This window comes from Janthinobacterium sp. FW305-128 (assembly GCF_020858135.1).
Taxonomy (GTDB): Bacteria; Pseudomonadota; Gammaproteobacteria; order Burkholderiales; family Burkholderiaceae_D; genus Janthinobacterium.
Genome location: NZ_JACYMK010000018.1, coordinates 1 through 25,826 on the forward strand (window position 1 = coordinate 1; position 25,826 = coordinate 25,826).

The following is a 25,826-nucleotide window of genomic DNA, read 5'->3' on the forward strand; positions in this document are numbered from 1 at the left end:
CAAAGCGTTGTGTTTGTCAGCTGCGAAGAAGGAAGAGTATGAAGCGTTTCGGCTAATTCGTCAACCTTCTTTTTTACTACCCAGCCCCGGAAGGCCGCCCCTTTTGTGCCGCAAACTAGTGCGTCTCATCGGGGAGGCGAATCATATCAAAGACCGTCGAAGTTTGGCAAGCGCTTTTCCAGGAAAGCGTGCATGCCTTCTTTTTGTGCAGGCGTGCCGAAGGCAGCCTGGAACAAGCGGCGCTCATAGGCGACGCCATCGGTCAAGGTCGTTTCAAAGGCGCGGTTGACGCAATCCTTGATCATCATGGCCACCGAGGTCGGCATGGCGGCGATGGTCTTGGCGGCAGCCAGCGTTTCTTCCAGCAACTTATCGGCCGGCACGACGCGCGACACCAGGCCGATGCGTTCCGCCTCGGCGGCATCGATGGTGCGTGCCGTCAGCAGCAGATCCATGGCCTTGGCCTTGCCGATGGCGCGCGGCAGGCGCTGCGTACCGCCCGCGCCCGGCGTGACGCCAACCTTGATTTCGGGCTGGCCGAATTTGGCGCTGTCGGCAGCGATCAGGAAATCGCACATCATGGCCAGTTCGCAGCCGCCACCGAGCGCATAGCCGGCCACCGCGCCCACCACCGGTTTGCGCACGCGCAAGATATGCTCCCAGTTGCGGCTGATGTAACCCTGAGTAAAGGTATCGGGATACGTGTAATCGGCCATGGCGGCGATATCGGCGCCGGCGGCAAACGCTTTTTCGCTGCCCGTGAGCACGATACAGCCGATATTCTCGTCGCCGTCGAATTTCAGCAAGGCGTGGCCCAGCTCATTCATCATATTGTCGTTCAAGGCGTTCAAGGCCTTGGGGCGGTTCAGGCGGATGATCGCCACTTTGTCCTGGATGTCGATGATCAAGTCTTCGTATTGCATAGTGTCTCCTCTCGATGAACGGTGCAACGATTGTAGCGGCTAACGGCAGCGGCGCGGCAGGTGCGCTGCTATTATTGTGAGCCTGATCACCTTTATCGAGCAGCGTATTTTCTCCTCCTTCTTCCAGTACTGCACCCGCTATCTGCGCGGCGACGGCAGCGCCGCCAGCGTCAATTTCCGCCGCCTGTGGTTCAGCAACGGCCTCAATTGCTTCGGCGCCCAGATCACCTCGCTGGCCCTGCCCCTTTGCGCGGTACTGCTGCTGCATGCGACGCCGGAACAGATGGGCGTACTGGTCGCGCTGCAGGCGCTGCCGTTCGCCCTGTTCGGCTTGCCCGTCGGCGTGCTGCTGGACAGGCGCAGCAAGCACCCGATCATGCTGTTCAGCGAAAGCATGTCCGGCCTGGCCCTGGCCAGCGTGGCCGTCGCTTACTGGTGCGGCGTGCTGTCGATGCCATGGTTATATATAGTGGGGTTCATCATCGGCACGGGCTTCGTCGTCGGCGGCGGCGCCGAACAGGTGTTTCTGACTTTCCTCGTGGGCCGCGATGGCTTGATCAATGCGCAATCGAAATTTGCCGCCACGGAATCGGCTTCGCGCCTGATCGGCCCCGGCCTGGCCGGCGTGCTGGTGCAAATGCTGTCGGCGCCCGTCGCCATCCTGTGCACGGCCTGCGGATACTTGATTTCCGTTTTCAATTTGCGCGCCATGAGCGTGCGCGACCCACGGCCGGCCCCCTCCGACAAGCACGCCTTGCGCGACATCGCCGACGGCTTGCTGTTCGTCTGGCGCGAACCGCTGCTGCGCGCGCTGGCCTGGGGCGCCGGCATCTGGCACTTCCTGTTTTACGCCAGCATGGCCTTGACGGTGCTGTTCGCCACACGCGACCTGGGCATGAGCCCGGGCGTGCTGGGCATGACGCAGATGCTCGGCGGCGCCGGCGTCCTGCTCAGCGCCTTCATCGTCAAGCCCTTGACGATGCGCTATGGCGCCGGCCGCACCATCCTGATCGGCCTGGCATCGACTTCGCTCTGTTTTGCCCTGACGCCAACGATTCCCGCCGCGCTGTTCGGCAGCGCGGCCGCCAGCGCCGTGGCCTATGCCATATTGATGTTCTTTTTCGATTGCGGCGTGATGCTGTTCTTTATTCCCTACCTGGGCTTGCGCCAGAAAGTCACGCCCGATCCCATGCTGGGCCGCATGACATCGACCATGCGCTTCCTGACGGTGGCGACGGCGCCGCTGGGCGCGCTGGCCGCCGGCTGGGTAGCGGAACATTTTGGCGTGCGCAATGGCCTGGCCTGCATCGCGGCAGGCAGCATTGCGTTGACGGTCGCCATGGTGTGGGGCACGCCGCTGCGTAGCGTGCGCACCTGAAGCGAGGAACGGGCATACACTGCAGAAAGATTGCCTTGGCGACACTATTCATGCCAAAGCCTGTGAGGTTTGATTTACATCAAGGTTTTAATTGATATAAATCCATAAGCTGTCTTACATCACTTGAGGAGCACGCCATGTTTAACACCATCTTATTTCCCACCGACGGCTCGCCGTTGTCCGACAAAGCCGCCGAGACGGCCCTCGCCTTTGCCCAATTGAACAAGGCCAAGCTGGTCGCCATCAGCGTGGTGCAGCCTTTCCCGTTCTCGCCGATGGCCGACGGAGGCATCGTGCTCGACGCCAGCCTGTATGAACAGCAGATGCAGGAAGCTTCGCAACGCGCCATCGACAAGATCGGCGAAGCGGCGCGCGCCGCCGGCGTGCCTTTCGAAGGCGTGGTGGTAGTGTCACCGAGCCCGCACGACGAAATCGTCAATGCGGCGCAAACCTACCATTGCGACATCATCCTGATGGCCTCGCATGGCCGCAAGGGCTTGAACAAGCTGTTCGTGGGCAGCGAAACGCAAAAAGTGCTCGCGCATACGCATTTGCCGGTCATGGTTCTGCGTTAAGCCAGACCATCGCTACCCCGGCGTCGCGCGCAGCAACTCAGCGCGCCGGCGCCTGCTTCGGCAACAACACCCACACGGCGCCGCTCTGCTTCATGCGGCCCGCATTCTCGGCTGCTTCCGCGCCAAAGCCAAAGAAATAATCGACCCGGATCGGCCCGCGAATGGCGCCGCCCGTATCCTGCGCCATCACCAGGCGCTGCATGGGAATCTCGCTATTGGCTTGCGTGGTGGACAAAAACACGGGCGCGCCCAGCGGCAGGAAGCGCGAATCGACGGCCACCGAGCGCTGCGGCGTCAACGGCACGCCCAGCGCACCCTTCGGCCCCACTTTCGGATCGGGCAAACGCTCTTCCTTGAAGAAGACATAGCTGGGGTTAGCGTTGAACAATTCATCCTTGCGCGTCGGGTGGCCGGCAATCCACGCCTTGATCCCCTGCGCCGATGCCTGGCTCAGGGTCAGCTCGCCCTTGTCGACCAGGTAGCGGCCAATCGACTTGTAGGGGTGGCCGTTTTGATCCGCATATGCCACGCGCACGGTTTCCTGCGTATCGGTCAGCTGCACGCGCCCGGAACCCTGCACTTGCAGGAAGAACGCCTCGACTTCGTCATCCACCCACAGCAATTCCTTGCCCGTGACGGACGTGGCGCGCTCGATGTCGGCACGGGTCGCGTACGGGATCACCTTCTTGCCGACCAGCTTGCCCCGCAGGCGCATGTTCTTCAGTTCCGGATACACGCCGGCCAAGTCCACCGAGACCAGGTCGTCAGGCACCTTGTACAGCGGCGTCTGGTATGGACCGCCGCGCTTGCGCGCGCCGTGCAGCAGCGGCTCGTAGTAGCCGGTGACGAGGCCCGTGCTGGCACCATCGGCCGTAATGACTTGATTGGGCACAAAGAAGGTCTCGAAGAACAGACGGATGGCCTTGTCGCTGTCGGCATTCACCTGGCGCGCGATCGTGCACGATTCCTTCCAGTCCGGACGCTTGACCAGCACGCCGCACGAAGCCATGAAGGCTGGCCAGGCGGCGCGCATGTCGTCGCGGGCCCAGCCAGGCAAGGCGGCGAACTTGGCGGGCACAAAGGTGGGCGCTGCCACATCCGCGGCATCCTTGGCGTCGGCCGGCTTGGCGGGCACGGGCCTGACGACGGTCGGCGCGATGGGCGGCGCCTTGCCGCCGGCGGCGGCCGGTGGCGCCGATGGCGTGGTACAGGCGGACAGCGCGAGCGCGACGGCGCCGATGGAAACGGGTAGACTACCGCGTGTCAACAGACGGCGGGTAAATACTAAGCTGCGGGTAAATAACATAGGGGTGCGTATGTGGATCTTGATGATAGAGGCGCTGGTGGCGTTCTTCTTGCTGGCATTTATAGTCTGGTGGACCATGTATTCGGGTAAAAAACCCGCGCCACCGGCACGCCAGCAACTCAGCGAAGAACAGGACAGCACCGAAAAACTGAAATAAGGGGCCAAGCCCCCCGGCGTTGCGTCAATGCAGGGTGCGCGGCACCGACAGCACGAACTCGGGAATCAAAGCTTCGAACTGATGGCCGTCTTCTGCCACGCAAAAGTATTCGCCGCGCATCGAGCCTTGCGGCGTGCCCAGCATGGTGCCGCTCGTGTATTCGAACTGCTCGCCCGGCTGCAGCAGCGGCTGGTGGCCGACGGCGCCCAGACCGCGCACCTCTTCCACCTTGTTGTTCGCATCCGTAATAAGCCAGTGGCGCGAAATCAGTTGCGCGCCAGCCGTGCCCGTATTGACGACGCGGATCGTGTAACTGAACACGTGCCGCCCCTGGTCCGGTGCCGATTGTTCGGGCAGATATTGCGTCTTGACCGTTACCGTAAATTCATAAGTCGCCATCGTCATTCCTATTCAGACATTGCCAGTCGTATTGTGTGTCGCGCGCGACGCATTGACCATCGCGCGATGCGTATTCTGTGTTTCACGGTCCTTCAATGAAGCATGGTACCGGCGTCAAGCGTAAAATAGCGCATCTTCGCATTTTCTACTCTCAGCCTTTAGCCACCATGACAACATTCCGTATCGCTCCCAGCATCCTGTCCGCCGACTTTGCCCGCCTCGGCGAGGAAGTGCGCAACGTCGTTACCGCCGGCGCCGACATCATCCACTTCGACGTGATGGATAACCATTATGTGCCGAACCTGACCATCGGCCCGCTGGTGTGCGAAGCGATCCGCCCGCACGTGCAAGTGCCCATCGACGTCCACCTGATGGTCAAGCCTGTCGATCGCATTATCCCGGATTTCGCCAAGGCTGGCGCGAACATCATCACCTTTCACCCGGAAGCGTCGGATCACGTCGACCGTTCCTTGCAGCTGATCCGCGACAATGGCTGCAAATCGGGCCTGGTCTTCAACCCGGGCACGCCGCTGCACTACCTGGAACACGTGATGGACAAGATCGACATCATCCTGATCATGTCGGTCAACCCGGGCTTCGGCGGCCAGTCCTTCATCCCGCAAGCGCTGAAGAAAATCGCCGAAGCGCGCCGCATGATCGACGAATCGGGCCGTGACATCATGCTGGAAGTCGATGGCGGCATCAAGATCGACAACATCGCCGCCGCCGCAGCAGCAGGCGCCGACACCTTCGTCGCCGGCTCGGCCATCTTCGGCAAGCCCGACTACAAGGCCGTCATCGACGCCATGCGCGCAGAATTGGCCAAAGTGGCGGGCGCCTGATGCAAGCGGGCACGGTGAAAGACCACGTACTGGCCGGCGTGCGCGCCGCCATCATCGACCTCGATGGCACGATGCTCGACACCGTGCCCGATTTTCATGTCGCCATCAATGGCATGCGCGCTGAACTGGACCTGGCCCCCATCAGCGCCGAGGCCATCAAGCTGATGGTGGGCAAAGGCTCGGAAAACCTGATCCGCACCGTGCTGGCCCTCGACTTCGACTCGGCCGGCGTGGAACAGCATTTCGAGCAGGCGATGGACGGTTACCAGCGCCACTACCTGGCCATCAACGGCCAGTTCAGCACCCTGTATCCGGACGTGGAAGCGGGGCTGGCGGCGATGCAGGCGGCGGGCTTGCGCCTGGCCTGCGTCACCAACAAACCCATCGCCTTCGCCCTGCCCCTGCTGAAACTGAAAAACCTCGACCAGTATTTCGAGATCGTCTACGGCGGCGATTCGCTGCCGAAGAAAAAACCGCACCCGATGCCGCTGCTGCAAGTGTGCGCGGACTTCGACCTGCCGCCCGCCAAAGTGGTGGCCATCGGCGACTCCTCGAATGACGCGCAAGCGGCCAGGGCTGCGGCTTGCCCCGTATTGACGGTACCGTATGGCTACAATCACGGACACTCTATACACGATACCGATTCCGATGGTATAGTAAAGACACTGCTCGAAGCAGCACGTTTTATTGGCATGCAAAACTAAGCGGCATACTGACCAAACCCAACACCATATCGTGAACACGTTTCTCATCAAAAAACACAATGTCACCCAAACCGGCTCGATTGAGGCCTGGCTTTGGCGACGCTGGCAATCCTGGCAGGCTTAAGGGCCGAGCCGTTACGATTGCTGCCGGCTGCACACGCGTCCTTTGCGCCTCTTGCGCAAGTTCCATGTACCGGCAAGTTTTTTGATAACCCACCGCAGGGTTTGTGCACTATGCACACTCATACCCTGACGGCATGGAGAGAAACATGACCGAACTCGAATTCAAATCGCTGGGCCAGCAAGGCTACAACCGCATCCCCCTGATCGCGGAAGCGTTCGCCGACCTGGAAACCCCGCTCACCCTGTACCTGAAACTGGCACAGGCCCAACACGGTGGCAAGAACACCTTCCTGCTCGAATCCGTCGTCGGCGGCGAACGCTTCGGCCGCTACTCCTTCATCGGCTTGCCCGCCACGACCGTGTTGCGCAGCTACGGCAGACGCACCGAAATCGTCAAGAACGGCAGCGTGATCGAAGAACACGAAGGCAATCCGCTCGACTTCATCGAACAGTTCCAGTCGCGCTTCAAGGTCGCCCTGCGCCCCGGCATGCCGCGCTTCTGCGGCGGCCTGGCCGGCTACTTCGGCTACGACACCGTGCGCCACATCGAGAAAAAACTGGCCGGCGGCGCGCCGAAAGATGACTTGAAGCTGCCCGACATCCAGCTGATGGTGACGGAAGAACTGGCCGTCATCGACAACCTGTCCGGTAAACTCTACCTGATCGTCTACGCCGACACGACGCAGCCCGAATCGTTTTCGAAAGCACAGCAGCGCCTGAAGGACTTGCGCATGATGCTGCGCCGCGGTGTCGATGCGCCCGTCACCAGCGCTTCCGTGCGCACGGAAACCATCCGCGATTTTTCCAAGGAAGACTACCTGAAGGCGGTCGCCAAGGCGCATGAATACGTGATGGCGGGCGACCTGATGCAGGTGCAGATCGGCCAGCGCATCCGCAAGCCGTATGTCGATTCGCCGCTGACCCTGTACCGCGCCTTGCGTTCGCTCAATCCATCGCCGTATATGTACTTCTATAATTTCGGCGACATGCAGATCATCGGCGCCTCGCCGGAAATCCTGGTGCGCAACGAGAAGACGGCGGACGGCGGCAAGAAAGTCACCTTGCGTCCGATTGCCGGCACGCGTCCGCGCGGCGCCACGCCCGAGCGCGACGCCGAGTTGTCGGCCGAGCTGCTGGCCGATCCGAAAGAAATCGCCGAGCACGTGATGCTGATCGACCTGGCGCGCAACGACATCGGCCGCATCGCCGAAACGGGCAGCGTGCAAGTCACCGACCGCATGGTCATCGAAAAGTATTCGCATGTGCAGCACATCGTCTCGAACGTGGAAGGCACCCTCAAGGAGGGCTTGTCGAACCTGGACGTGCTGCGCGCGACCTTCCCCGCCGGCACCCTGACGGGCGCGCCGAAAGTGCGCGCCATGGAAGTGATCGACGAACTGGAAATCACCAAGCGCGGCATCTATGGCGGCGCCTGCGGCTACCTGTCGTTTGGCGGCGAAATGGACGTGGCGATCGCCATCCGCACGGGCGTGGTCAAGGACGGCATGCTGTATGTGCAGGCCGCGGCCGGCATCGTGGCCGACTCCATCCCCGAAATGGAATGGCAGGAAACTGAAAACAAGGCGCGCGCCGTACTGCGTGCCGCCGAACAAGTGCAAGATGGCCTGGATGGAGGGTTTTAAGATGCTGCTGATGATCGACAACTACGACTCCTTCACCTACAACATCGTGCAGTATTTCGGCGAGCTGGGTGAAGACGTGCGGGTCTACCGCAACGATGAAATCACGATCGCACAGATCGAGGCGCTGAACCCGGACCGCATCTGCATCTCGCCCGGCCCGAAAGCGCCGGCACAGGCGGGCATTTCGGTGGAAGTACTGAAACACTTCGCCGGCAAGAAGCCGATACTGGGCGTATGCCTGGGCCACCAGGCCATCGGCGATGCGTTTGGCGGCAAGGTCATCCGCGCCAAGCAGGTCATGCATGGCAAAACTTCCCTCATCGCGCATACGGGCGTGGGCGTCTTCAAGGACATTCCCAGCCCCTTCACAGTGATCCGCTACCACTCTTTGGCGATCGAACGCGCCTCGCTGCCTTCCTGCCTGGAAGTGACGGCGTGGACGGACGACGGCGAAATCATGGGCGTGCGCCACCGGGAATACGATATCGAGGGCGTGCAATTCCACCCTGAATCGATCCTCTCGGAGCACGGCCACGCCCTGCTGAAGAATTTCCTCGAGCGCTGATCCCATGCGCACGCCCCGGCGTGCCATCAGTGTCCTCCTGCGCCATCATTGAAGAAGGAAGCATCATGCCGATCACCCCACAAGAAGCCCTGCTGCGCTGCATCGAACACCGCGAGATCTTTCACGACGAAATGCTGTACCTGTTCCGCCAGATCATGTCCGGCGAAATGTCGCCCACCATGATCGCGGCCCTCACCATGGGCTTGCGCGTGAAAAAGGAAACCATCGGCGAAATCGCCGCCGCCGCGCAAGTGATGCGCGAGTTTTCCACCAAGGTGCCCATGGCCGACACCACCAACCTGCTCGACATCGTCGGCACGGGCGGCGACGGCGCGCACACGTTCAATATTTCCACCGCCTCGATGTTCGTGGCGGCGGCGGCGGGCGCCCGCGTGGCCAAGCACGGCGGGCGCAGCGTGTCGTCCTCGTCCGGCAGCGCCGACGTGCTCGATTCCTTGGGCGTCAACATCAACCTGCAGCCCGAGCAGATCGCCCAGTCGATCGCGCAAACGGGCATCGGCTTCATGTACGCGCCGAACCACCACGCGGCCATGAAGCATGCGGCGCCCGTGCGCAAGGAGCTGGGCGTGCGCACGATCTTCAATATCCTCGGTCCCCTGACCAATCCCGCCGGCGCGCCGAACATCCTGATGGGCGTGTTCCACGCCGACCTGGTCGGCATCCAGGTGCGTGTGCTGCAGCGCCTGGGCGCACAGCATGCGATCGTCGTATATGGCCGCGACAATATGGATGAAGTGTCGCTGGGCGCCGCCACCATGGTGGGCGAATTGATCAACGGCGAGATCCGCGAATATGAAATCCATCCCGAAGACTTCGGCATGTCGATGATCGCCAGCCGCAATCTGAAGGTGGCCGATTCCATCGAATCAAAAGCGAAGATGATGGAAGCGCTGCGCGGCGAGCCTGGTGCCGCCGCCGACATTGTGGCCCTGAATGCGGGCACGGCGTTGTACGCGGCCGGCGTGGCCAGCTCGATCGAAGACGGCCTGGCGCGTGCGCGCACCGCCGTCAGTTCGGGCGCCGCGCTGGCGAAACTCGACCAATTCGTGCGCGTGACGCAGCAGCTGGGCACCCCGCCGCAAGCGTAAGCTCTCCGCCCTCCTTGATAGAATAGCGACCATCATGTCCGACATACTCGATAAAATCCTGGCCGTAAAAGCCGATGAAGTGGCCAAGGCCAAAGCCCGCCGCAGCCTGGCCAGCCTGCGCGGCGACGTGGAAAGCGACAGCGCCCTGCGTGCCGGCCTGCGCGGCTTTGAAGCGAGCCTGCGCCAGCACATCGCCGCCGGCAAGCCCGGCATCATCGCCGAAGTCAAAAAGGCGTCACCGTCGAAAGGCGTGATCCGCGCCGACTTCCGTCCGGCAGACATCGCCGCCAGCTATGCGGCGCATGGCGCGGCCTGCCTGTCCGTGCTGACGGACGAACAGTTCTTCCAGGGATCCGTGGATTATCTGCAGCAGGCGCGCGCCGCCTGCGCCATTCCCGTGCTGCGCAAGGATTTCATGGTCGACATGTACCAGATCTATGAAGCGCGCGCCATGGGCGCCGACTGCATCCTCCTGATCGTCGCGGCGCTCGACCATGGCCTGATGGCGGAGATGGAAGCGTGCGCCCACGAACTGGGCATGGGCGTGCTGATCGAAAGCCACGACGGCGAAGAACTGACGGCGGCGCTCAAGCTCAAGAGCGCGCTGATCGGCATCAACAACCGCAACCTGCGCACGTTCGAAACGTCGCTCGACACGACCATCAATCTCTTGCCGCGCATCCCGCAGGACAAATTGATCATCACGGAATCGGGCATCCACAGCACGGCCGACGTGCAACGCATGCGCGATGCGCACATCCACAGCTTCCTCGTGGGCGAAGCGTTCATGCGCGCACCCGACCCCGGCGTGGAGCTGGAACGCCTGTTCAGTTAAACCATGGTAGTCTGGCAGACATGAGACACGCGATCACCGTCCTTGCCACTGCTGCCCTGCTGTCGGCTTGCCAGACTGCGCCCCCGCCAGCGGAGCGCATGCCCCGCACGCCGGCCGCGATACAGCTTGCCGCCAGCATCGACGTCTACAAGTCGCTGGTGGCGCAGCAGATCATGGCGGCCAACGCAGAATACACGTTCAGCGGGCGCCTGCCGCCCATGCTGCCGGCCATCGTCGTGCTCGACCTGAGCGTGGGTCCCGATGGCGAACTGAAAAGCGTGCACGTGCACCGTTCGCGCGACAGCGAAGCATCGGCCGCCGCGCTGGCCGCCGTGCGGCGCGTGCAGGTCCTCTTTCCGCCGGCCGCACACCTGATGCGCCGCCACGCCCGCACCTTCGATTTTTCCGAAACTTTCCTCTTCAACGACCAGTACCGCTTCCAGCTGCGGACATTGTCCGGTCCTCAGTAAACGCACAAGCATCGAGTTCGATGCGGTCGCGTCCCCGCTCCTTGGCCAGGTACAGGGCCGCATCGGCGCGCGACAGCAACTGTTCCAGCCCTTCCACCACCGATGCCTGGCAAGCGACGCCGATGCTGACCGTACACGGTGGCAGCCCCGCATGACTGGGCTCGCGCAGCAAGGCGCGGATGCGTTCGGCCACGCCCAGCGCGTTATGCACCGGCATATCCGGCATCAGCACGACGAACTCCTCGCCGCCGAAACGCGCCACGCAATCCGATTCGCGCAGGGCGCCTTTGATAACGGCGGCCACATGCGCCAGCACCTGGTCGCCCACCGCGTGACCGTGGCGGTCATTGATCAATTTGAAGTAATCGAGGTCGATGCTGAGCAGTGTCAGCGGCAAACGGCGGCGCCGCAGATTGCCGATTTCGCGCGCATAGGCGTCGCCAAAGCCGCGCCGGTTCAGCACCTGCGTCAGCGGATCATGGGTCGAGCGGCGCTCCAGTATCTGCTGCAGACGCCGGGTCGCCACCGTCATGAAGCCCACCGTCAGCAGCAGCGCCATGAAATTGGCAACCGCCAGATAGATGCCGGCCGGCGTGCCTGCCACCGTCAGGTTCACGCTGGCGCCGCCATGCAGCAAGGCCGACACGCCGCGCACCAGCACCACGACCGCTTGCAGCAGCATCAGCGCGCCAAAGAACAAACTCGAGAAATGGCGCTCGCCATGGCGCCATACCAGTTGCACCTGGCGCGCATAAAACAGGAAGACCAGCAGGGAGAAGAGCGCCACGCGCGCCGAGAAGTCGGGGTGCGCCAGCAGCCACCAGCAATTGCCGGCGATGGCCAGGACAAGTATCAGCAGATAGGCACGGCGACTGGGCGCCAGGCCAAAGAATTTCTCCGTGCCCAGCATCGACAGGCCGATGCCGGCCACCAGCGCCGCATTGGCCGCGATTATGGACAATGCCGGCGGCAGCACTTCGCGGGTGCCGAACAGCAGGGACGCGCACACCAGCAGCAGCAAACCGGCCGCCCAATGTCCGAGGCCATGCACCTCGCGCCGGAAACTGCGGTACACCGAGAACATGACGACGCTCATCGCCCCGCACATCAGGGTCGTCATCAGCATAATCGTTCGAGGATCGAGGGTTTGCACGTTGGGCGCGGTCGAAAAGAATCAGTTCGGCAATTTTAGTTTAGTTAAAGAAAAATTAGTTCATTTGCAGTAAATATGATGGCAATACGCCAATTTCAGGGGAGGCGTTACATTGAGACATTGCTGCCTGAAATAGAAAACCGGCCAGTGAGGCCGGTTTTCTGTCTTACTGCATGACAAACAGCATCATGCCGCGCTAGGACGCTTCGGCCCCGTGGCCTTCTTGGGCGCCGGCAGCAGGGTCAAGCTGACACCGGGCACGCGGTCACCCTGCAGCACGGCGGTGAATGTCATCAGCTCGTCGCGGCGGAAGGCGTGCACCGTCACTTTGGCACCGACGGCATAGCGGCCCAGCAAGGTGTCCAGGTTCGCCGGGTTGCCCGTTACGCGCAAGCCATCGACGGCCACCAGCACGTCGCCCGCCGACAGGCCCGCCACGTGGGCGGCGCCGCCCTGGTGCACCTGCGCCAATCTGGCGTCGTTGCCGTCGCGGCCCAGGTTGACGTCCAGGCTGGCCTTTTCCGCCTTGCGCGCGTCGCTGTATTTCACGCCGAACGGCGCCAGCAGGCGCGCCAGCGGCACGTCGTCCGTGCCGCGGATGTAGCGCTCGAAGAACGGTTTCATGCGCGTGCCTGAAACCTCGTCGAACAGGGTTTCGACTTCGGCCGGCGTCACGCCGCGCGCTTTACCCTTGTAGAAATCGCGGCCGTAGCGCTGCCACAGCGCCTGCATCACGTCGTCCAGCGATTTTGCGCCATTCGTCTTGCTGCGCAAAGTCAAATCGAAAGCCAGCGCGATCAGCGAACCCTTGGTGTAGTAGCTGACGATGGCGTTCGGTGCGTTTTCATCCTGGCGATAGTACTTGCCCCAGGCGTCGAAGCTCGAATCGGCCACGCTTTGCTTGGTGCGTCCGCTGCCGCGCAGCACGCTGTTGACGGTCTTGCCCAGCAATTTGAAATAGGCCGCCTCGTCGATCAGGCCAGCGCGCACCAGCATCAGGTCGTCGTAATAGCTGGTGAAGCCTTCGAAGAGCCACAGCAGCGGCGAATAGCTTTCCGCCTGCAGGTTGTACGGCGCGAAGGCGGCCGGCTTGATGCGCTTGACGTTCCAGGTGTGGAAGTACTCGTGGCTGCACAGGCCCAGGAATTTCAGGTAGCCGTCGCCGATTTCCGTGCTGTTGGAGGCCGTCGTCGGCAGGTCGGCGCGCGCGCAGATCAGCGCCGTCGAGGCGCGGTGTTCGAGGCCGCCGTAACCGTCGCCGACGGCCATGGTCATGAACACATAGCGGTCCATCGGCGCTTTCTTCGTCTTCGGCTCGAAGAAGGCGATCTGCGTTTCGCAGATGGCTTTCAGGTCGCGGCACAAACGGGGCAAGTCCAGGTTCGGCACCTTGCCCGTGACGACGATATCGTGCGGCACGCCATATGCGGTGAAGGTGGCCAGCGCGAAGTCGCCCATTTCCACCGGATGGTCGATCAGCTCATCGTAGTTGGCCGCCTGGTAGCTGCCGAAGCCGTAGCGCTTGGCCTTCAGTTCCGGCAGGGTGGTGGCGACTCGCCAGGTCTTGCAGGCCGCATCCTTGGGCTGCACGATATGCACTTCATGGGCGTCGGATTCCTGGCCCAGCACGCGCAAAAACACGCTGGTGCCGTTGAAGAAGCCGTGATTCTGGTCCAGGTGGGCGGCGCGCACGGACAGGTCCCAGGCGTAGACGTCGTATTCGACCGTCAATGGACCCTTGCACGGGGCGGCTTGCCACGAATGCTTGTCCAGTTTGGTCAGCGCCACGGCCTTGCCCTCGGACTCGGCGCGGATGCTGACGATGTTGCGCGAAAATTCGCGGATCATGTAGCTGCCCGGTATCCAGGCCGGCAAGGCAAATACCTGGCCGATGGCGGCTGGCGACTTGACGGTCAACGTCACCTTGAACATGTGGCCAGCCAGATCAGCGGCGGCGATGCTGTAGATAATGCCGGCGGCCGGCGTGGTTTTCACTGCGGTTTTCGCCGCGGCTTTGCTTGTGGCTTTGCCGCTTGCCTTGGCTCCCGCCTTGGCGGTGATTTTTTGAATCGGTGCTTTCTTCATGTTTTCCTCGTGTCTGGCATGGATGTTCTACAATCGCCCGGGCGCGCCAGGCACCGGCGACAAATCGTCAGGGGTATCAATATCGCGCAAGATGCCGCCGTCGTCCACTGTCACTTCGCATACGGCATGGCTGTTGACGATGCTGCGCGCGCCCTGGTCGCCATCGAGCGCCAGCAGCAGCGGCAAGTGAAAGGCGCTGAATGCGACAGGATTGCCGCGCCGTCCCTGGAACACGGGCACGGCGATGTGCGCACCATCGCCGACGGCTTGCGACAAGGCGGCGATTGTAGCCGCTTCCACGAAAGGCATGTCGCCCAGGGCGATCAGCCAACCCGGCGCGCCGCGCACGTGATCGATGGCGCAGGTGAGCGAGGCGGCCATGCCCGTGTCGGCGTCATGGCAGACGCGTACCTCGCAGCCGAGCGCGCCGAGCACGCGCGCCACCTGCGTATCGTCGGCGCGCACCACGGCCAGCACGCGCGGCAAGGCCGCCAGCATGTTCTTGGCCGCTGCCACTACCACGGGCAAGCCCGCATGCGGGCCTTCGGCCAGCGGTTGCAATAATTTGTTCTGTACGCCGGAAGGGTCGAACCTGCGTCCCCTTCCGGCTGCCAGCAAGATGCCGACCGTACTCAAAAAGCCGCTGCCGTCATGCGGCCGCCAGGTCGAACGGCAGCTTGCGCAGGCGCTTGCCCGTCAGGGCGAACAGCGCGTTGGCAAACGCGGGCGCCAGCGGCGGCACGCCCGGTTCGCCCATGCCCGTCGGCGCATCGCCCGACGGCACCAGGTGCACCTCGATCACAGGCATGTCGGGCATGCGCGGCACTGGGTAGTCGCCGAAGTTCTGCTGCTCCACCACGCCATCCTTGAGCGTGATGGCCGCGCCGGGGATGGTCATGCCCAGCGCCATCAGCGCGGCGCCCTGCACTTGCGCCTCGATCGTCAAGGGGTTGACGGCCAGGTTGCAATGCACGCCCGCCCATACCTGGTGCAGCTTGGGCGCCCCCTCCACCACGGAGGCCGTCACCACGTAGGCGACGACAGAGTTGAACGACTCGTGCATGGCCACGCCCCAGGCCTGCCCTTTCGGCAGCTTCTTCTTGCCATAGCCGGACTTGGCCACGGCCAGGTCCAGCGCGGCGATGTGGCGCGTGTGCTTGGCGTCGATCAGCTGCTTGCGGTAGGCGACGGGATCCATCTTCGCCACGTGCGCCGCTTCGTCGATCAGCGTTTCCATGACGAAGGCCGTATGCGTCGAGCCGACGGAGCGCCACCACAGCACGGGCACGTTCGCCTTGGCCGTATGCACGGACAGCTTCATCGGCAAGGTGTACGGCTCGCCCATGCCTTCGACCATGGTGCCGTCGACGCCATTTTTCACCATGAACGCTTCGAACGGCGTGCCGGCCATGATGGACTGGCCCACGATGGTGTGGTCCCAGGCGAGTATCTTGCCCTTGGCGTCGAGGCCGATCTGCGCGCGGTGCACATGCGACGGCCGGTAGTAGCCGCCCTTGATGTCATCCTCGCGGCTCCACATCAGCTTTAATGGACCGCTCTTGCCCGCAGCCCGGTACGCCTTGGCGACGTTGACGGCTTCGACCACGTAGTCGGACGAGGGCACGGCGCGCCGGCCGAAGCCGCCGCCCGCCATCATCGTGTGCAGGGTCACCTGCTCCGGTTTCAGGCCGGAAGTAGCGGCAATCGCCGCCTGGTCGCCCGTCTGGAATTGCGAACCGACCCACATCGTGCATTTGTCGGCCTGCAGGTCGACCACGCAATTGAGCGGCTCCATCGGCGCGTGCGCCAGATAGGGGAATTCGTAGACGGCTTCGATCTTCTTCGGCGCCTTGGCCAGTGCGGCGACATCGAATGCGCGCGCCACCGTGCCCGGCGTCCTGGCCAGCGCCTTGAAAGCGGCCAGCTGCTTGTCGCTGCTGACCTTTTCCACGGCGCTCGTATCCCACTCGATCACCAGCGCATCGCGTCCCTGCTTGGCGGGCCAGTAGCCGTCGGCGATGACGGCCACGCCGCTGCCGCCACGGTCGGTTTTCACTTCCAGCACCTCCAGCACGCCCTTGATGGCTTTCGCCTTGCTGGCGTCGAATTTCGCCACCTTCGCGCCAAACACGGGCGGGCGCGCCACCATGGCCACTTTCGCGCCGGGCGGCTTGAAGTCGATGCCGAACTGCTGTTTTCCCGTGGACTTGGCGGCCGCGTCCAGGCGTTTCACGGGTTTGCCGATGATGGAAAATTCGCGCGGGTCCTTCAGCTTGACGGTGGCGGGCAAGGGCTGGCGCATGGCCGCGTCGGCAAACTCGCCATACGTCGCCTTTTGTCCGCCGGGGCCATACAGCACGCCCTTGGCGGCCCGTACCTGGTCGGGATTGACTTTCCACTGCGCGGCGGCGGCGCCCACCAGCATGGCGCGCGCCTTGGCGCCGATTTCGCGGTACTGCGTAAACGAATGGGCGATGCTGCCCGAGCCGCCCGTCATCTGCATGCCATAGGCGGCATCCTTGTACTGCTCGCCGGCCGGCGCCAGTGCGCCATGCACCAGGCTCCAGTCGGCGTCGAGTTCCTCGGCGATCAGCATGGGCAAGCTCGTTTGCACGCCCTGGCCGAATTCGAGCCGGTTCACCTGCACCGTCACCGTGTTATCGGGGGCGATGTGCAAAAAGGCGTTCGGCGCATACACGGGCTTGGCGGGAGCGGCATCGGCCGCCTGCGCCAGCTTGCCTGCGCCGGGCAGGAAAAATCCCAGCATCAAACCGCCGCCCGCCGCCGCGCCGGCCTTCATGAATCCACGCCGCGAGACGCCATCGGCCACCGGCGCCGATGCCAGCGCCGTGCCCAAGGTCACTGCGCCATGCTGCAATGCTTCCTGATTCAACCATTCGATACGCATGTCGCTCTCCTCAGGCCAGGGTCTTGGCCGCGTCCTTGATGGCTGCGCGGATCCGTTGATAGGTGCCGCAGCGGCAGATATTGCCGCTCATGGCGCCGTCGATGTCGGCATCGCTGGGCGCCTTGTTCGTGCGCAGCAGCGCCGTGGCGCTCATCACCTGGCCGCTTTGACAGTAGCCGCATTGCGGCACGTCGTGGCGCACCCATGCCGCCTGCACGGCCTTGCCCACCTGGTCGTTTTCCATCGCTTCGATGGTGGTGATCTTTTGCGCGCCCACAGATGAAATGGGCGTGATGCACGAGCGGATCGGCTGGCCGTCGAGGTGCACCGTGCAGGCGCCGCACAGGGCCGCGCCGCAACCGAACTTGGTGCCCGTCATGTTCAGGTTATCGCGCAGCGCCCACAAGATGGGCGTGGAAGGATCGGCGTCGACTTGCGTGTCGCGTCCGTTGATATTCAAGGTAATCATCTGCTGCTTCCCCTTTTTTGGATTGTTATGGCGTCTACGAACTACACTTGATGATACGACAGCGGAAAAAAACGCAAAAAAAAGCGCGCCTTGCGAGGGCGCGCCGTCCAGCCTTCCTGGCGACAGCCCGGATTACTTAATGGTCGAGAATTTCTGTTCCAGCGTCTTCGCATCGACCGCGCCCGGAATGCGGCTGCCGTCGGAAAAGAAGATGGCTGGCGTGCCCGAGACGCGCAATTGCTGGCCCAGGGCCAGGATTTTTTCGTGCGGGTTGGCGCAAGTGGCGGCGACCGTGGCTGGCGCCTTGCCGTTCAACATCCAGTCATCCCAGGCCTTGTTGCGGTCCGGCGCGCACCAGACATTGCGCGACTTGACGATGGAGTCCGGCGACAGGATGTTGTACATGAAGGTGTAGACGGTGACGTTGTCGATTTCCTTCAGCGCGTTCTGGCGGAAGCGCTTGCAGTAGCCGCAGTTCGGATCTTCGAACACGGCGATCACGCGCTTGCCATTGCCCTTGACGGTTTTCATGGCCGAATCGAGCGGCAAGTCCGAGAACTTGATGCGATTGACTTCGTCCAGGCGCACCTTGGTCAGGTCCTGCGACGTCTTGGCGTCGAAGACGTGGCCGACGAACAGGTATTGCGCGGATTTGTCCGTGTACAGGATGTCGCCGCCCGTGCGCACTTCGTACAGGCCGCCGTACGGGGTTTCCTTGACCGAGTCCACCTTGGCGCCTTCGCCCAGGCGCGGCTCGATCAGCTTTTTGATGCTCGCTTCCGTCGGCGTTTCCGCGCCGGCGCACGACATCATCAGGCCCGAGGCCAGTACCAATGCGATTCTGCTCATTTTGATCACTATCACTTCTCCACTTGAAACGCCCGGCGGGACTGGCCTCTGGACCGGCGTCGTTATCTCTTCGACAAAACGATCGCCGCAGACCAGCTGCGGCGACCTTGAATTTTCACTGCTGCCATTATCCGGCGATATCTTAAGATACGCTGATATTTACGGATGTCCCAATGCGTGCGAGATCATTTTTCGCTTCAGGGCCGGTAATTTATCCAGCAAGTTTAATCCCAAATTGCGAACCACGCGCAACGGCTCCAGATCGGCGCCGAATAACCGCGCCAGGCCGTCGGTCGCCAGCTGCATCAACAGCACGTCTTCCTTGCGCGCGCGCGCATAGCGCGCCAGCACGCGCTCGTCGCCGATGCCGCGGTGCGCTTCGCGTTCGCCGATCGTCTTGACCAGCTGCGCCACGTCGGCAAAACCCAGATTCATGCCGTGGCCGGCCATCGGGTGCACCACGTGGGCGGCGTCGCCCACCAGGGCCACGCGCGGCGCGACCATGGCGTGCGGGCGCATCAGGGTCAGAGGAAACGCGCGCACCAGCTCCGGCTGCAGCGGCGTGAGTTTACCTAGTTTGTCGTGGCAATACGCGGCCAGGCGCGCGGCCAGGGCGTCGGCCGGTTCGGCCATCAAGGTATCGGCCAGCGCATCGGGCGCCGACCAGACGAGAGAGACGCGCTCGCCCGGCAGCGGCAGCAGCGCGACGATGCCTTCGCTGCCCCTAAACCACTGGTGGGCCGCGCCATGGTGCGGCTTTTCGCAGGCGAAGTTGCTGACCACGCCGCGCTGGCCGTAGGAGCGGTAATCGAGACCGATGTCGCACTGGCCCCGCACCCACGACTGGGCGCCGTCGGCGCCCACGACCAGCGCGCAAGTGATGGTGTCGCCGCCGTCGAGGTGCACGATGGCCGAGTCGTTCGTCCATTCCAGGCGGCTGGCGCGGCCCTGCAGCACGCTGACGTTCGGCGCGAATTTCAGGGCGGCGTCCAGCGCCTGGCCCAGGTTGCGGTCTTCGATGATCCACGCCAGTGCGCCCACATGGGCGCCGTAGGCGTCGAAACCGAGTCCGCCCGCCTGCGCGCCGTCGCCGTTGACCAGCATGGCATCGACGGGCGCCACCCTGTCGGCCTCCAGGGCGCCCCACACCTTCAGCGACGACAGCAACTGGTGCGCCGTGTGATTGAGCGCATACACGCGCACATCCCAGCTGGCTTCGACCGGCTTGACGGTGGGCGCCGGAGGGCTCACCGGGGATAACAGGGTGACGCTTTGTCCTGCCTGGGCAAACGCCAGCGCCGTGGTTTTCGCGATGGCGCCGTTGCCGACGATGCAAACGTCGCTGTGGCTATGCATGAAGCGCCGCATGGTGGGGGGAGTGGGACTGTTCATGCGGTCATTATAGCGTTTGCTGCCCCCGTTTCAGCTAGTCAGGAAGTACAGAACGCATGCCCCAGGTCAAGCGGCGCCATGAAACACGGGCAGCACGTATTCGCCGATCTCCTGCATCGTCTCGGCCAGCGGGCGGCGGTTCTGCCGCAGCTGCAGGCCAATATGCCGCACGCCGGCCGCGCGCATGGCGTGCAGCTCGGCGATCAGGCCATCGCGCCCCGTGCGCCCGCCGAAGCGGAAACGCTGCAGCGGCAAGGTCGGATCGTCGTCCAGGTCCAGGTGGATGAAGCTGACATACGGCTTGTCGTCCCCGGCCACGGCCCGCCATTGCGCCGCACGCCGCGCATGGTCTTCCGGCGTGCCCGGATAGGCGAGCCAGCCGTCCATCTGCGCGCCTATCCAGGCCGGCGATTGCTGCGCCAGCCCCGCTACCAGCAGCGGCAACGGTGCGGCCGGCTTGGGCAGCAGACGGATGCCGGGCGACAGGCGTATATCTCCCCAGTCGCGCAGCATGGCCACCTGCTCGCGAAAAGCCTCACCGCGCTGCGCGAAATCGCGGCCGAAGACGGGATACTCGACGGGCCGGTCGCCGCTGGCCACGCCCAGCAGCAAACGCCCGCCGCTCAACTGGTCGACGCTGGCCGCCGCTTTTAAAGTCAGCACCGGTTCGCGCAGCGGCAGCACCACGGCGGCCGTGCCCAGCAAGATGTTCTCGGTGATGCCGGCCAGGTAGCCCAGATACGTAAATACCTCGAAGACCTGGGCCGCGTCGCCGAACGACGGATCGTACAGGGGCACGTCGCGCAGCCACAGGGCCCGGAAACCCAGGCGGTCGGCCAGCTTTGCCAGCGCCGCATGCTGTTGCATGTCCGGCTCGCCCGGCACGCGGCCGCAGGCCGCATGCGCCTGGCGTCCCGTGGACGACCAGTCATTATCGAGCGGCAGTTCCAGGCCGATACTGAAACCGCCCTGCCCCAGCTTCGTCATGGCGCCCATCTCAATCCCACTGCGGCGCCAGGCCGTCCGGGTTGGCCAGGCGCTCGCCCCGTTCCAGAGTCGCCATCTGCGCCATCTCGTCCGGCGACAGGGTGATGCGCTGGAAATGCAGGTTCGCTTCCAGGTTGGCGCGCTTCGTCGACGACGGAATCACGGCAAAGCCCTGCTGCAGCGACCAGCTCAGAGCCACCTGCGCCGACGTCACGCCGTGTCTGGCCGCAATCGCCATGATGACCGGATCGACGACCACCTTACCGTACGCGAGCGGCATGTAGGCCGTGATGTGGATGCCCTGGCTGCGCGCGAACTCGATGACCTTGCGGTTTTGCAGGAAGGGGTGGATCTCGACCTGCTGCGTGGCGATTTCCGCCGCGCCCACCGTATCGATGGCTTGCCGCAGCTGCGCATTCGTGAAATTCGATACGCCGATGGCCTTGGTCAGCCCTTGCGCCTTGGCCTGCGCCAGCGCCGCCATGTACTCGGCCACGGGAATCGCGTCCTGCGGCGACGGCCAGTGGATCAGCGTCAAATCCAGCTGCTCCAGCTGCAGCTTGTGCAGGCTGTCTTTTAAACTGGGAATCAGCTTGTCGCGCTGCAGATTGTCGATCCATATCTTGGTGGTGACGAACAACTCGTCGCGCGGGACGGCGCTGGCCGCGATCGCCTGGCCCACGTCGGCTTCATTGCCGTAGATTTGCGCCGTGTCGATATGGCGGTAGCCGACGTCGAGGCCCGTCGTGACGGAATCGATGACGACCTGGCCCTGCAGGCGGAAGGTGCCCAGACCGATTTCAGGGATGGCGGTGTGTTGGGTAATGGCGTGCATGCGGTAATCCTCTCAAGTCAGTAACGATGGCCACACTATGCGCCCTTCCTTTATTGAGAAAAATACCGTTTACATCAAATCATATTTGACCCATGCGCAAGTAATGGAGTGCGAATCCTGGAAATGCAGGAAAAGTCGCAGCCGGCTCTTGCATTCCCGTTTTGGTCTGCTATAATTCGCCACCTTGGCCTGGTAGCTCAGTCGGTAGAGCAGAGGATTGAAAATCCTTGTGTCGGTGGTTCGATTCCGCCCCGGGCCACCAAGAATTCGTTTCACGTTCAAAAACGCCACCTTCGGGTGGCGTTTTTGTTTGTAGTCCACATAAAAACGGGCCGTTTCCGGCCCGCAGTTACGCCAGTCCGGTACCGTCGGCACCGGGCAATCGCCCTCTTACCACATCAAATCATCCGGAATCTGGAACGCCGCGTACGGATCGTCCTCGTCCACTTGCGTGCTGGCCTGCTTCACGCGCACGACGATGGCGGGGTCGCGTTCGGCGATCTTGTCGGCGATGATGCGCGGCACCAGCTCCACGGCGCCGCCCAGGCAGACGATCACCAGACGGCCCGCCACCAGGTGGGCTTGCACGGCGGCCGTCACGTAGATGCGCTCGATCTTGTTGTTGAACGTGAAGTTATACGGCACGTCGCCGTTGTTACCCTTGCTCTGGCGGTTCTTTTGCACCATTTGCGCGATTTGCGCCACGATGGCTTTCTGGTTCGCGGCCGCGTCGCGCTGGGCGTTCAGTTCGCGCGCGCGTTCCGCGTTCTTGCGCTGGGTCTCGAGCGCGGCCAGGCGCACCTCGTCGACGCTTTGCGTGCCGCTCTTGCGCTCGTCCTTTTTTTGCTTGCTCTTGTCCTGGTTGGCCAATTTGACCTTCTTTTTGTCGACCAGGCCGGCCTTTAAAAACTGCTCTTGCAACGAGACCATAACTACTCCGTAATGAGTGTGCGCCGGCCAAGGCAGCGGCATCGGCCGGTGGAAAGACGCTAGCATAGCAAAAAACGGGGCCGCTGCCGCCGCAACATGGCTGCCCGGGCCAGCCGGCGGGGGCCTGGCGCCGGACAGTAACAAAAAGACACACTCGAGTGGAAATTTTGTTGATAAATGTCATATAGTTAGTTACGTTCTGCATATCGGCAGTTTCCAGCCGGTTGCATGCCCCTTCCATCGTTTGCGTCTAAAGGATTTGCCATGAAACAATTAATCGCCCTCTGCATCGCCGCCGCGTTTGCCAGCACCGCCTTTGCCGCCGCACCGGAAGCGGCGCCCGTCGCCAAGACGGCGCAACAGTCGAAAATGACCACCTGCAATGCGGATGCCGCCGGCAAGAAAGGCGATGAACGCAAAACCTTCATGAAGGAATGCCTGAGCGCCAAGCCGGCGCCGGCCATGACGCAGCAAAACAAGATGAAGGCGTGCAATGTCGACGCCAAGGACATGAAGGGCGACGCGCGCAAGGCGTTCATGAAAGAATGCCTGAGCGCGCCCAAGAAATAAGCGCCGCTTCGAAGCGCCCGTGTGCGCTTCACCCCACAGCGCCAGCCGACAGGCTGGCTTTTTTTTGCTCCCATCAAACGGCGCGGCGCCCAGGGCAGAATGACCATCCCCGCCAAAGGGCCGATGAATGAGGCAGCCACGCGGAACGCCGGCAATCATGATTAATGATCAAGATGACAAGAGGATTGATAGCGCGTAATATTTACTCAGCAGTAATGCACGGCGCGGCGGCAGCTTACCCCAGGGGAAGGATGGCAGCGTGGCGATATCGAGCGATCTCGCGCACTGGCGCGGCCTGGTCTTTACCCGCCTGTTGCAGGTGGTGCTGCTGCTTGGCATCGTCACGGCCATTCCCAGCGCGCTGCTGGCCGCGAGCGAGGCGATCTGGTCCATCGTCGTCCTCGACTTGCTGGCCATCGGCTGGATCGGCCTCATCTGGCATAGTCGCGCCATGCCCTACCGCTGGCGCGTGTGGCAATTCCTCATCGTCGCCTATCTGGTGGGCGTGGGCCTGCTGCTGAAAATCGGTCCCGTCAGCCAGATCTACATGATGCTCATGCCCGTGCTGGCGGCACTGCTGCTGGGCATGCGGCCAGCCATGTCGACCCTGGTCCTGACCACGCTGACCATCTTTTTCCTCGGTCTGCATCCCGACGTCGCCCTGCGCCTGCCGGGCACGCCCGACTCTCCCGTGCTGCGCGCGCTGATCGTGGCACTGAACTTCCTGTTCATCGCCGCCGTGCTGACCCTGTCCTGCGCCTTTCTGCTGCGCCACCTGGAAGACAGCAGCCAGGCCTTGTCGCAGCTGAACGCCGAGCTGCGCCTGACGGCCACGGCGCTGGCCCGCCTGAACGACATGGTGATGATCGCCGAAGTGCTGGACGGCCCGCCCGCCCCCGGCGCCGGGACGGTATCGGCCACGCGCATCATCTTCGTCAATGACGCCTTCGAGCGCAGCAGCGGCTATGCGCGCGCCGAGGTGCTGGGCCGCAGCCTGCTGTTCCAGCAAGGCCCCGCCACCGATACGGACGAACTGGCGCGCATCGCCGCCGCCATGGCCCGTGCCCAGCCGGCCAGGGCGGAATTACTGAACTACAACAAGGCGGGCAAGGCGTACTGGGTCGAAGCGGAACTGGTGCCGTTCACGGATGCGGAAGGCAGGCAGACGCACTGGGTGGCTGTCGAGCGGGAAATCGACGAGCGCAAGAAATCGGAAGCGGACATCCACCGCCTGGCCTTCTACGACGTGCTGACGGGCTTGCCCAACCGGCGCCTGCTGACGGACCGCATCGGCCACCTGCTGGCCGCCGCGCCGCGCAACCAGACCATCAGCGCGCTGATGTTCATCGACCTCGATCACTTCAAGCACATCAACGACGCGCGCGGCCACGCCACGGGCGACGCGCTGCTGCGCCTGGCGGGCGAACGGCTGGCGCAGCTGATGCGCAAGGCCGACACGGTGGCGCGCATCGGCGGCGACGAATTCGTCGTGCTGCTGGCGCACCTGGCCGATGACCTGGACAGCGCCGCCCGCGCGGCGGCCCAGGTGGCCGAGAAAATCCGGGCCGCCATCGCGCGCGACTTCGAGATCGGCGCGCAGTCCTATCATTGCAGCGCCAGCATCGGCGTGACCCTGCTGCCGAAAGCGGGCCAGCAGGCGCACGACCTGCTGCGCGAAGCGGACATCGCCATGTACCGCGCCAAGGCGGAAGGACGCAACGGCATCGCCTTCTTTGAAGCGGCCATGCAGGCGGGCGTGGAGCGCCGCCTGACCCTGGAACGGGCGCTGGCGCGCGCCCTCGACCTGGGGCAATTGTGCATGCACTTACAGCCGCAGGTCGACCGCCATGGCCGGGTGACGGGCGCCGAATTGCTCATGCGCTGGCCGCAGGCGGACGGCAGCCATATCGCGCCGGATATCTTCATTCCGATTGCCGAGGAATCTGGGCTGATCGTCAAGCTCGGGCACTGGGCCCTGCGCGAAGCGTGCCGCGCCGCCAGCCTGCTGGCGCAAGCGGGCCGGCCCGTCCCCCTGTCCGTGAACGTCAGTCCGGCGCAGTTTCGCCAGCCCGATTTCGCGTCCCGCGTGCAGGCGGCGCTGGCCGAACACGGCACGCCGGCCGGCGCCCTGATCCTGGAACTGACGGAAGGCTTGCTGATCGACCAGCGCGACGCCTCGCTGGCGCGCATGCGCGAACTGGCGGACCTGGGTATCCGCTTTTCCATCGACGATTTCGGCACCGGCTATTCCAGTCTCGCCTACCTGACCTCGATGCCGCTGTACGAACTCAAAATCGACAAGCGCTTCATCGACGACACGCCGCGCGATGCGCGCGACACGGCCATCGTGCAGGCGATCCTGGCCATGGCGCGCCACCTGGGCTTGCGCGTCGTGGCCGAAGGCGTGGAAACGCGGGAGCAGGCCGACTTCCTCGTCGCCCACGATTGCGACGGCTTGCAAGGCTTCCTGTATGCGCGGCCGATGCCGCTCGATGACTTTCTCGTCTGGCTGGCCCGGCATCAAGCTTAGCTTTCCGACATTTCCTGCACGAAACTCCTCCGCTAGAATACCGGCCTCATAGCCTGTACCTTCACCATCCCCTCTCGTTAAAGTGATCT

25 protein-coding genes and 1 tRNA gene are annotated in these 25,826 nt (G+C 63.3%); 13 read left to right on the forward strand and 13 right to left on the reverse strand.

Annotated elements, in window-relative coordinates:
- Nucleotides 1-146 precede the first annotated feature (146 nt).
- Complete coding sequence (locus IGS60_RS27325) at nucleotides 147-923, reverse strand: enoyl-CoA hydratase (RefSeq protein WP_230506766.1); 777 nt, start codon at nucleotides 921-923, stop codon at nucleotides 147-149.
- Between the two features lie 76 nt (nucleotides 924-999).
- Between IGS60_RS27325 and IGS60_RS27330 the strand changes: the two genes are divergently transcribed.
- Together IGS60_RS27330 and IGS60_RS27335 are read left to right on the forward strand one after the other, a co-directional pair.
- Nucleotides 1,000-2,301, forward strand: a complete 1,302-nt coding sequence (locus tag IGS60_RS27330) for an MFS transporter (protein ID WP_230506767.1) — start codon at nucleotides 1,000-1,002, stop codon at nucleotides 2,299-2,301.
- Nucleotides 2,302-2,438: 137 nt separating this feature from the next.
- Complete coding sequence (locus IGS60_RS27335) at nucleotides 2,439-2,876, forward strand: universal stress protein (protein WP_230506768.1); 438 nt, start codon at nucleotides 2,439-2,441, stop codon at nucleotides 2,874-2,876.
- 37 nt (nucleotides 2,877-2,913) lie between these two features.
- Here IGS60_RS27335 and IGS60_RS27340 read toward each other — a convergent pair whose 3' ends face one another.
- Nucleotides 2,914-3,909, reverse strand: a complete 996-nt coding sequence (locus tag IGS60_RS27340) for a murein transglycosylase A (RefSeq protein WP_227742165.1) — start codon at nucleotides 3,907-3,909, stop codon at nucleotides 2,914-2,916.
- 283 nt (nucleotides 3,910-4,192) lie between these two features.
- Here IGS60_RS27340 and IGS60_RS27345 point away from each other — a divergent pair, with 283 nt between their 5' ends.
- Nucleotides 4,193-4,339 (forward strand): hypothetical protein, encoded by a 147-nt coding sequence (locus tag IGS60_RS27345; RefSeq protein ID WP_175444843.1) that lies wholly within the window; start codon nucleotides 4,193-4,195, stop codon nucleotides 4,337-4,339.
- Nucleotides 4,340-4,363: 24 nt separating this feature from the next.
- Here IGS60_RS27345 and apaG read toward each other — a convergent pair whose 3' ends face one another.
- Complete coding sequence (gene apaG, locus IGS60_RS27350) at nucleotides 4,364-4,738, reverse strand: Co2+/Mg2+ efflux protein ApaG (protein WP_070223779.1); 375 nt, start codon at nucleotides 4,736-4,738, stop codon at nucleotides 4,364-4,366.
- A 167-nt stretch (nucleotides 4,739-4,905) separates the two neighbouring features.
- On the opposite strand from apaG, the gene rpe reads away from it, so the two are divergent.
- From rpe to IGS60_RS27385, 7 genes are all read left to right on the forward strand, one after another.
- Entirely contained in the window at nucleotides 4,906-5,580 is a 675-nt protein-coding gene (rpe, locus tag IGS60_RS27355; protein WP_086145604.1) for a ribulose-phosphate 3-epimerase, read from the forward strand.
- Nucleotides 5,580-6,284, forward strand: a complete 705-nt coding sequence (locus IGS60_RS27360; protein WP_230506769.1) for a phosphoglycolate phosphatase — start codon at nucleotides 5,580-5,582, stop codon at nucleotides 6,282-6,284. The genes rpe and IGS60_RS27360 overlap by 1 nt, the downstream gene beginning before the upstream one ends.
- A gap of 269 nt (nucleotides 6,285-6,553) precedes the next feature.
- On the forward strand, nucleotides 6,554-8,050 hold the full coding sequence (gene trpE, locus IGS60_RS27365; protein WP_230506770.1) for an anthranilate synthase component I: 1,497 nt from the start codon (nucleotides 6,554-6,556) through the stop codon (nucleotides 8,048-8,050).
- Between the two features lies 1 nt (nucleotide 8,051).
- Nucleotides 8,052-8,615 carry an aminodeoxychorismate/anthranilate synthase component II gene (locus tag IGS60_RS27370; RefSeq protein ID WP_070223786.1) on the forward strand — a complete coding sequence of 188 codons (564 nt, stop codon included), beginning with the start codon at nucleotides 8,052-8,054 and terminating at the stop codon, nucleotides 8,613-8,615.
- A 65-nt stretch (nucleotides 8,616-8,680) separates the two neighbouring features.
- Nucleotides 8,681-9,724: an anthranilate phosphoribosyltransferase gene (gene trpD, locus IGS60_RS27375; protein ID WP_070223787.1), complete on the forward strand. Its 1,044-nt coding sequence runs from the start codon at nucleotides 8,681-8,683 to the stop codon at nucleotides 9,722-9,724.
- A gap of 34 nt (nucleotides 9,725-9,758) precedes the next feature.
- The gene (gene trpC, locus IGS60_RS27380) at nucleotides 9,759-10,559 is read left to right on the forward strand and encodes an indole-3-glycerol phosphate synthase TrpC (RefSeq protein ID WP_070223789.1); all 801 of its coding nucleotides are present in this window, start codon (nucleotides 9,759-9,761) and stop codon (nucleotides 10,557-10,559) included.
- A gap of 20 nt (nucleotides 10,560-10,579) precedes the next feature.
- Nucleotides 10,580-11,029, forward strand: coding sequence for a hypothetical protein (locus IGS60_RS27385; protein ID WP_230506771.1), 450 nt, complete (start codon nucleotides 10,580-10,582; stop codon nucleotides 11,027-11,029).
- Here the strand turns inward: IGS60_RS27385 and IGS60_RS27390 are convergent.
- The 9 genes from IGS60_RS27390 to dkgB form a co-directional block, all read right to left on the reverse strand.
- Entirely contained in the window at nucleotides 10,980-12,149 is a 1,170-nt protein-coding gene (locus IGS60_RS27390) for a GGDEF domain-containing protein (protein WP_230506772.1), read from the reverse strand. The two genes, IGS60_RS27385 and IGS60_RS27390, sit on opposite strands and share 50 nt — an antisense overlap.
- Nucleotides 12,150-12,368: 219 nt before the next feature.
- Nucleotides 12,369-14,267, reverse strand: coding sequence for a M61 family metallopeptidase (locus tag IGS60_RS27395; RefSeq protein WP_268994222.1), 1,899 nt, complete (start codon nucleotides 14,265-14,267; stop codon nucleotides 12,369-12,371).
- A 27-nt stretch (nucleotides 14,268-14,294) separates the two neighbouring features.
- Nucleotides 14,295-14,903: an NTP transferase domain-containing protein gene (locus tag IGS60_RS27400; RefSeq protein ID WP_230506773.1), complete on the reverse strand. Its 609-nt coding sequence runs from the start codon at nucleotides 14,901-14,903 to the stop codon at nucleotides 14,295-14,297.
- A gap of 13 nt (nucleotides 14,904-14,916) precedes the next feature.
- Nucleotides 14,917-17,175: a xanthine dehydrogenase family protein molybdopterin-binding subunit gene (locus IGS60_RS27405; protein ID WP_230506774.1), complete on the reverse strand. Its 2,259-nt coding sequence runs from the start codon at nucleotides 17,173-17,175 to the stop codon at nucleotides 14,917-14,919.
- Between the two features lie 10 nt (nucleotides 17,176-17,185).
- A complete protein-coding gene (locus IGS60_RS27410; protein ID WP_034753534.1) occupies nucleotides 17,186-17,644 on the reverse strand; it encodes a (2Fe-2S)-binding protein in 459 nt (152 codons plus the stop codon).
- Nucleotides 17,645-17,776: 132 nt separating this feature from the next.
- Nucleotides 17,777-18,493 carry a DsbC family protein gene (locus IGS60_RS27415; protein WP_230506775.1) on the reverse strand — a complete coding sequence of 239 codons (717 nt, stop codon included), beginning with the start codon at nucleotides 18,491-18,493 and terminating at the stop codon, nucleotides 17,777-17,779.
- A 159-nt stretch (nucleotides 18,494-18,652) separates the two neighbouring features.
- The gene (locus IGS60_RS27420) at nucleotides 18,653-19,885 is read right to left on the reverse strand and encodes an FAD-dependent monooxygenase (protein ID WP_230506776.1); all 1,233 of its coding nucleotides are present in this window, start codon (nucleotides 19,883-19,885) and stop codon (nucleotides 18,653-18,655) included.
- Nucleotides 19,886-19,951: 66 nt separating this feature from the next.
- Nucleotides 19,952-20,881, reverse strand: coding sequence for an LLM class oxidoreductase (locus tag IGS60_RS27425; protein ID WP_230506777.1), 930 nt, complete (start codon nucleotides 20,879-20,881; stop codon nucleotides 19,952-19,954).
- A 1-nt stretch (nucleotide 20,882) separates the two neighbouring features.
- Entirely contained in the window at nucleotides 20,883-21,707 is an 825-nt protein-coding gene (gene dkgB, locus IGS60_RS27430; RefSeq protein ID WP_230506778.1) for a 2,5-didehydrogluconate reductase DkgB, read from the reverse strand.
- Nucleotides 21,708-21,893: 186 nt separating this feature from the next.
- Between dkgB and IGS60_RS27435 the strand changes: the two genes are divergently transcribed.
- A tRNA-Phe gene (locus tag IGS60_RS27435) sits at nucleotides 21,894-21,969 on the forward strand.
- 128 nt (nucleotides 21,970-22,097) lie between these two features.
- Here the strand turns inward: IGS60_RS27435 and IGS60_RS27440 are convergent.
- Nucleotides 22,098-22,637, reverse strand: coding sequence for a DUF2058 domain-containing protein (locus tag IGS60_RS27440; protein WP_070223805.1), 540 nt, complete (start codon nucleotides 22,635-22,637; stop codon nucleotides 22,098-22,100).
- Between the two features lie 264 nt (nucleotides 22,638-22,901).
- Here IGS60_RS27440 and IGS60_RS27445 point away from each other — a divergent pair, with 264 nt between their 5' ends.
- Both IGS60_RS27445 and IGS60_RS27450 read left to right on the forward strand, forming a co-directional pair.
- A complete protein-coding gene (locus tag IGS60_RS27445; protein WP_046682222.1) occupies nucleotides 22,902-23,207 on the forward strand; it encodes a PsiF family protein in 306 nt (101 codons plus the stop codon).
- A 259-nt stretch (nucleotides 23,208-23,466) separates the two neighbouring features.
- A complete protein-coding gene (locus IGS60_RS27450; RefSeq protein WP_230506779.1) occupies nucleotides 23,467-25,737 on the forward strand; it encodes an EAL domain-containing protein in 2,271 nt (756 codons plus the stop codon).
- The last annotated feature ends 89 nt before the right edge of the window (nucleotides 25,738-25,826 follow it).

What these genes read in the sequence shown, in the direction of transcription:
- IGS60_RS27325 (WP_230506766.1), bottom strand. Translation starts at nt 923, where the DNA reads ATGCAATACGAAGACTTGATCATCGACATCCAGGACAAAGTGGCGATC.
- IGS60_RS27335 (WP_230506768.1), top strand. Translation starts at nt 2,439, where the DNA reads ATGTTTAACACCATCTTATTTCCCACCGACGGCTCGCCGTTGTCCGAC.
- IGS60_RS27340 (WP_227742165.1), bottom strand. Translation starts at nt 3,909, where the DNA reads ATGCGCGCCGCCTGGCCAGCCTTCATGGCTTCGTGCGGCGTGCTGGTC.
- IGS60_RS27345 (WP_175444843.1), top strand. Translation starts at nt 4,193, where the DNA reads ATGTGGATCTTGATGATAGAGGCGCTGGTGGCGTTCTTCTTGCTGGCA.
- apaG (WP_070223779.1), bottom strand. Translation starts at nt 4,738, where the DNA reads ATGGCGACTTATGAATTTACGGTAACGGTCAAGACGCAATATCTGCCC.
- rpe (WP_086145604.1), top strand. Translation starts at nt 4,906, where the DNA reads ATGACAACATTCCGTATCGCTCCCAGCATCCTGTCCGCCGACTTTGCC.
- IGS60_RS27360 (WP_230506769.1), top strand. Translation starts at nt 5,580, where the DNA reads ATGCAAGCGGGCACGGTGAAAGACCACGTACTGGCCGGCGTGCGCGCC.
- trpE (WP_230506770.1), top strand. Translation starts at nt 6,554, where the DNA reads ATGACCGAACTCGAATTCAAATCGCTGGGCCAGCAAGGCTACAACCGC.
- IGS60_RS27370 (WP_070223786.1), top strand. Translation starts at nt 8,052, where the DNA reads ATGCTGCTGATGATCGACAACTACGACTCCTTCACCTACAACATCGTG.
- trpD (WP_070223787.1), top strand. Translation starts at nt 8,681, where the DNA reads ATGCCGATCACCCCACAAGAAGCCCTGCTGCGCTGCATCGAACACCGC.
- trpC (WP_070223789.1), top strand. Translation starts at nt 9,759, where the DNA reads ATGTCCGACATACTCGATAAAATCCTGGCCGTAAAAGCCGATGAAGTG.
- IGS60_RS27385 (WP_230506771.1), top strand. Translation starts at nt 10,580, where the DNA reads ATGAGACACGCGATCACCGTCCTTGCCACTGCTGCCCTGCTGTCGGCT.
- IGS60_RS27390 (WP_230506772.1), bottom strand. Translation starts at nt 12,149, where the DNA reads ATGACGACCCTGATGTGCGGGGCGATGAGCGTCGTCATGTTCTCGGTG.
- IGS60_RS27395 (WP_268994222.1), bottom strand. Translation starts at nt 14,267, where the DNA reads ATGAAGAAAGCACCGATTCAAAAAATCACCGCCAAGGCGGGAGCCAAG.
- IGS60_RS27405 (WP_230506774.1), bottom strand. Translation starts at nt 17,175, where the DNA reads ATGCGTATCGAATGGTTGAATCAGGAAGCATTGCAGCATGGCGCAGTG.
- IGS60_RS27410 (WP_034753534.1), bottom strand. Translation starts at nt 17,644, where the DNA reads ATGATTACCTTGAATATCAACGGACGCGACACGCAAGTCGACGCCGAT.
- IGS60_RS27415 (WP_230506775.1), bottom strand. Translation starts at nt 18,493, where the DNA reads ATGAGCAGAATCGCATTGGTACTGGCCTCGGGCCTGATGATGTCGTGC.
- IGS60_RS27420 (WP_230506776.1), bottom strand. Translation starts at nt 19,885, where the DNA reads ATGAACAGTCCCACTCCCCCCACCATGCGGCGCTTCATGCATAGCCAC.
- IGS60_RS27425 (WP_230506777.1), bottom strand. Translation starts at nt 20,881, where the DNA reads ATGGGCGCCATGACGAAGCTGGGGCAGGGCGGTTTCAGTATCGGCCTG.
- dkgB (WP_230506778.1), bottom strand. Translation starts at nt 21,707, where the DNA reads ATGCACGCCATTACCCAACACACCGCCATCCCTGAAATCGGTCTGGGC.
- IGS60_RS27440 (WP_070223805.1), bottom strand. Translation starts at nt 22,637, where the DNA reads ATGGTCTCGTTGCAAGAGCAGTTTTTAAAGGCCGGCCTGGTCGACAAA.
- IGS60_RS27445 (WP_046682222.1), top strand. Translation starts at nt 22,902, where the DNA reads ATGAAACAATTAATCGCCCTCTGCATCGCCGCCGCGTTTGCCAGCACC.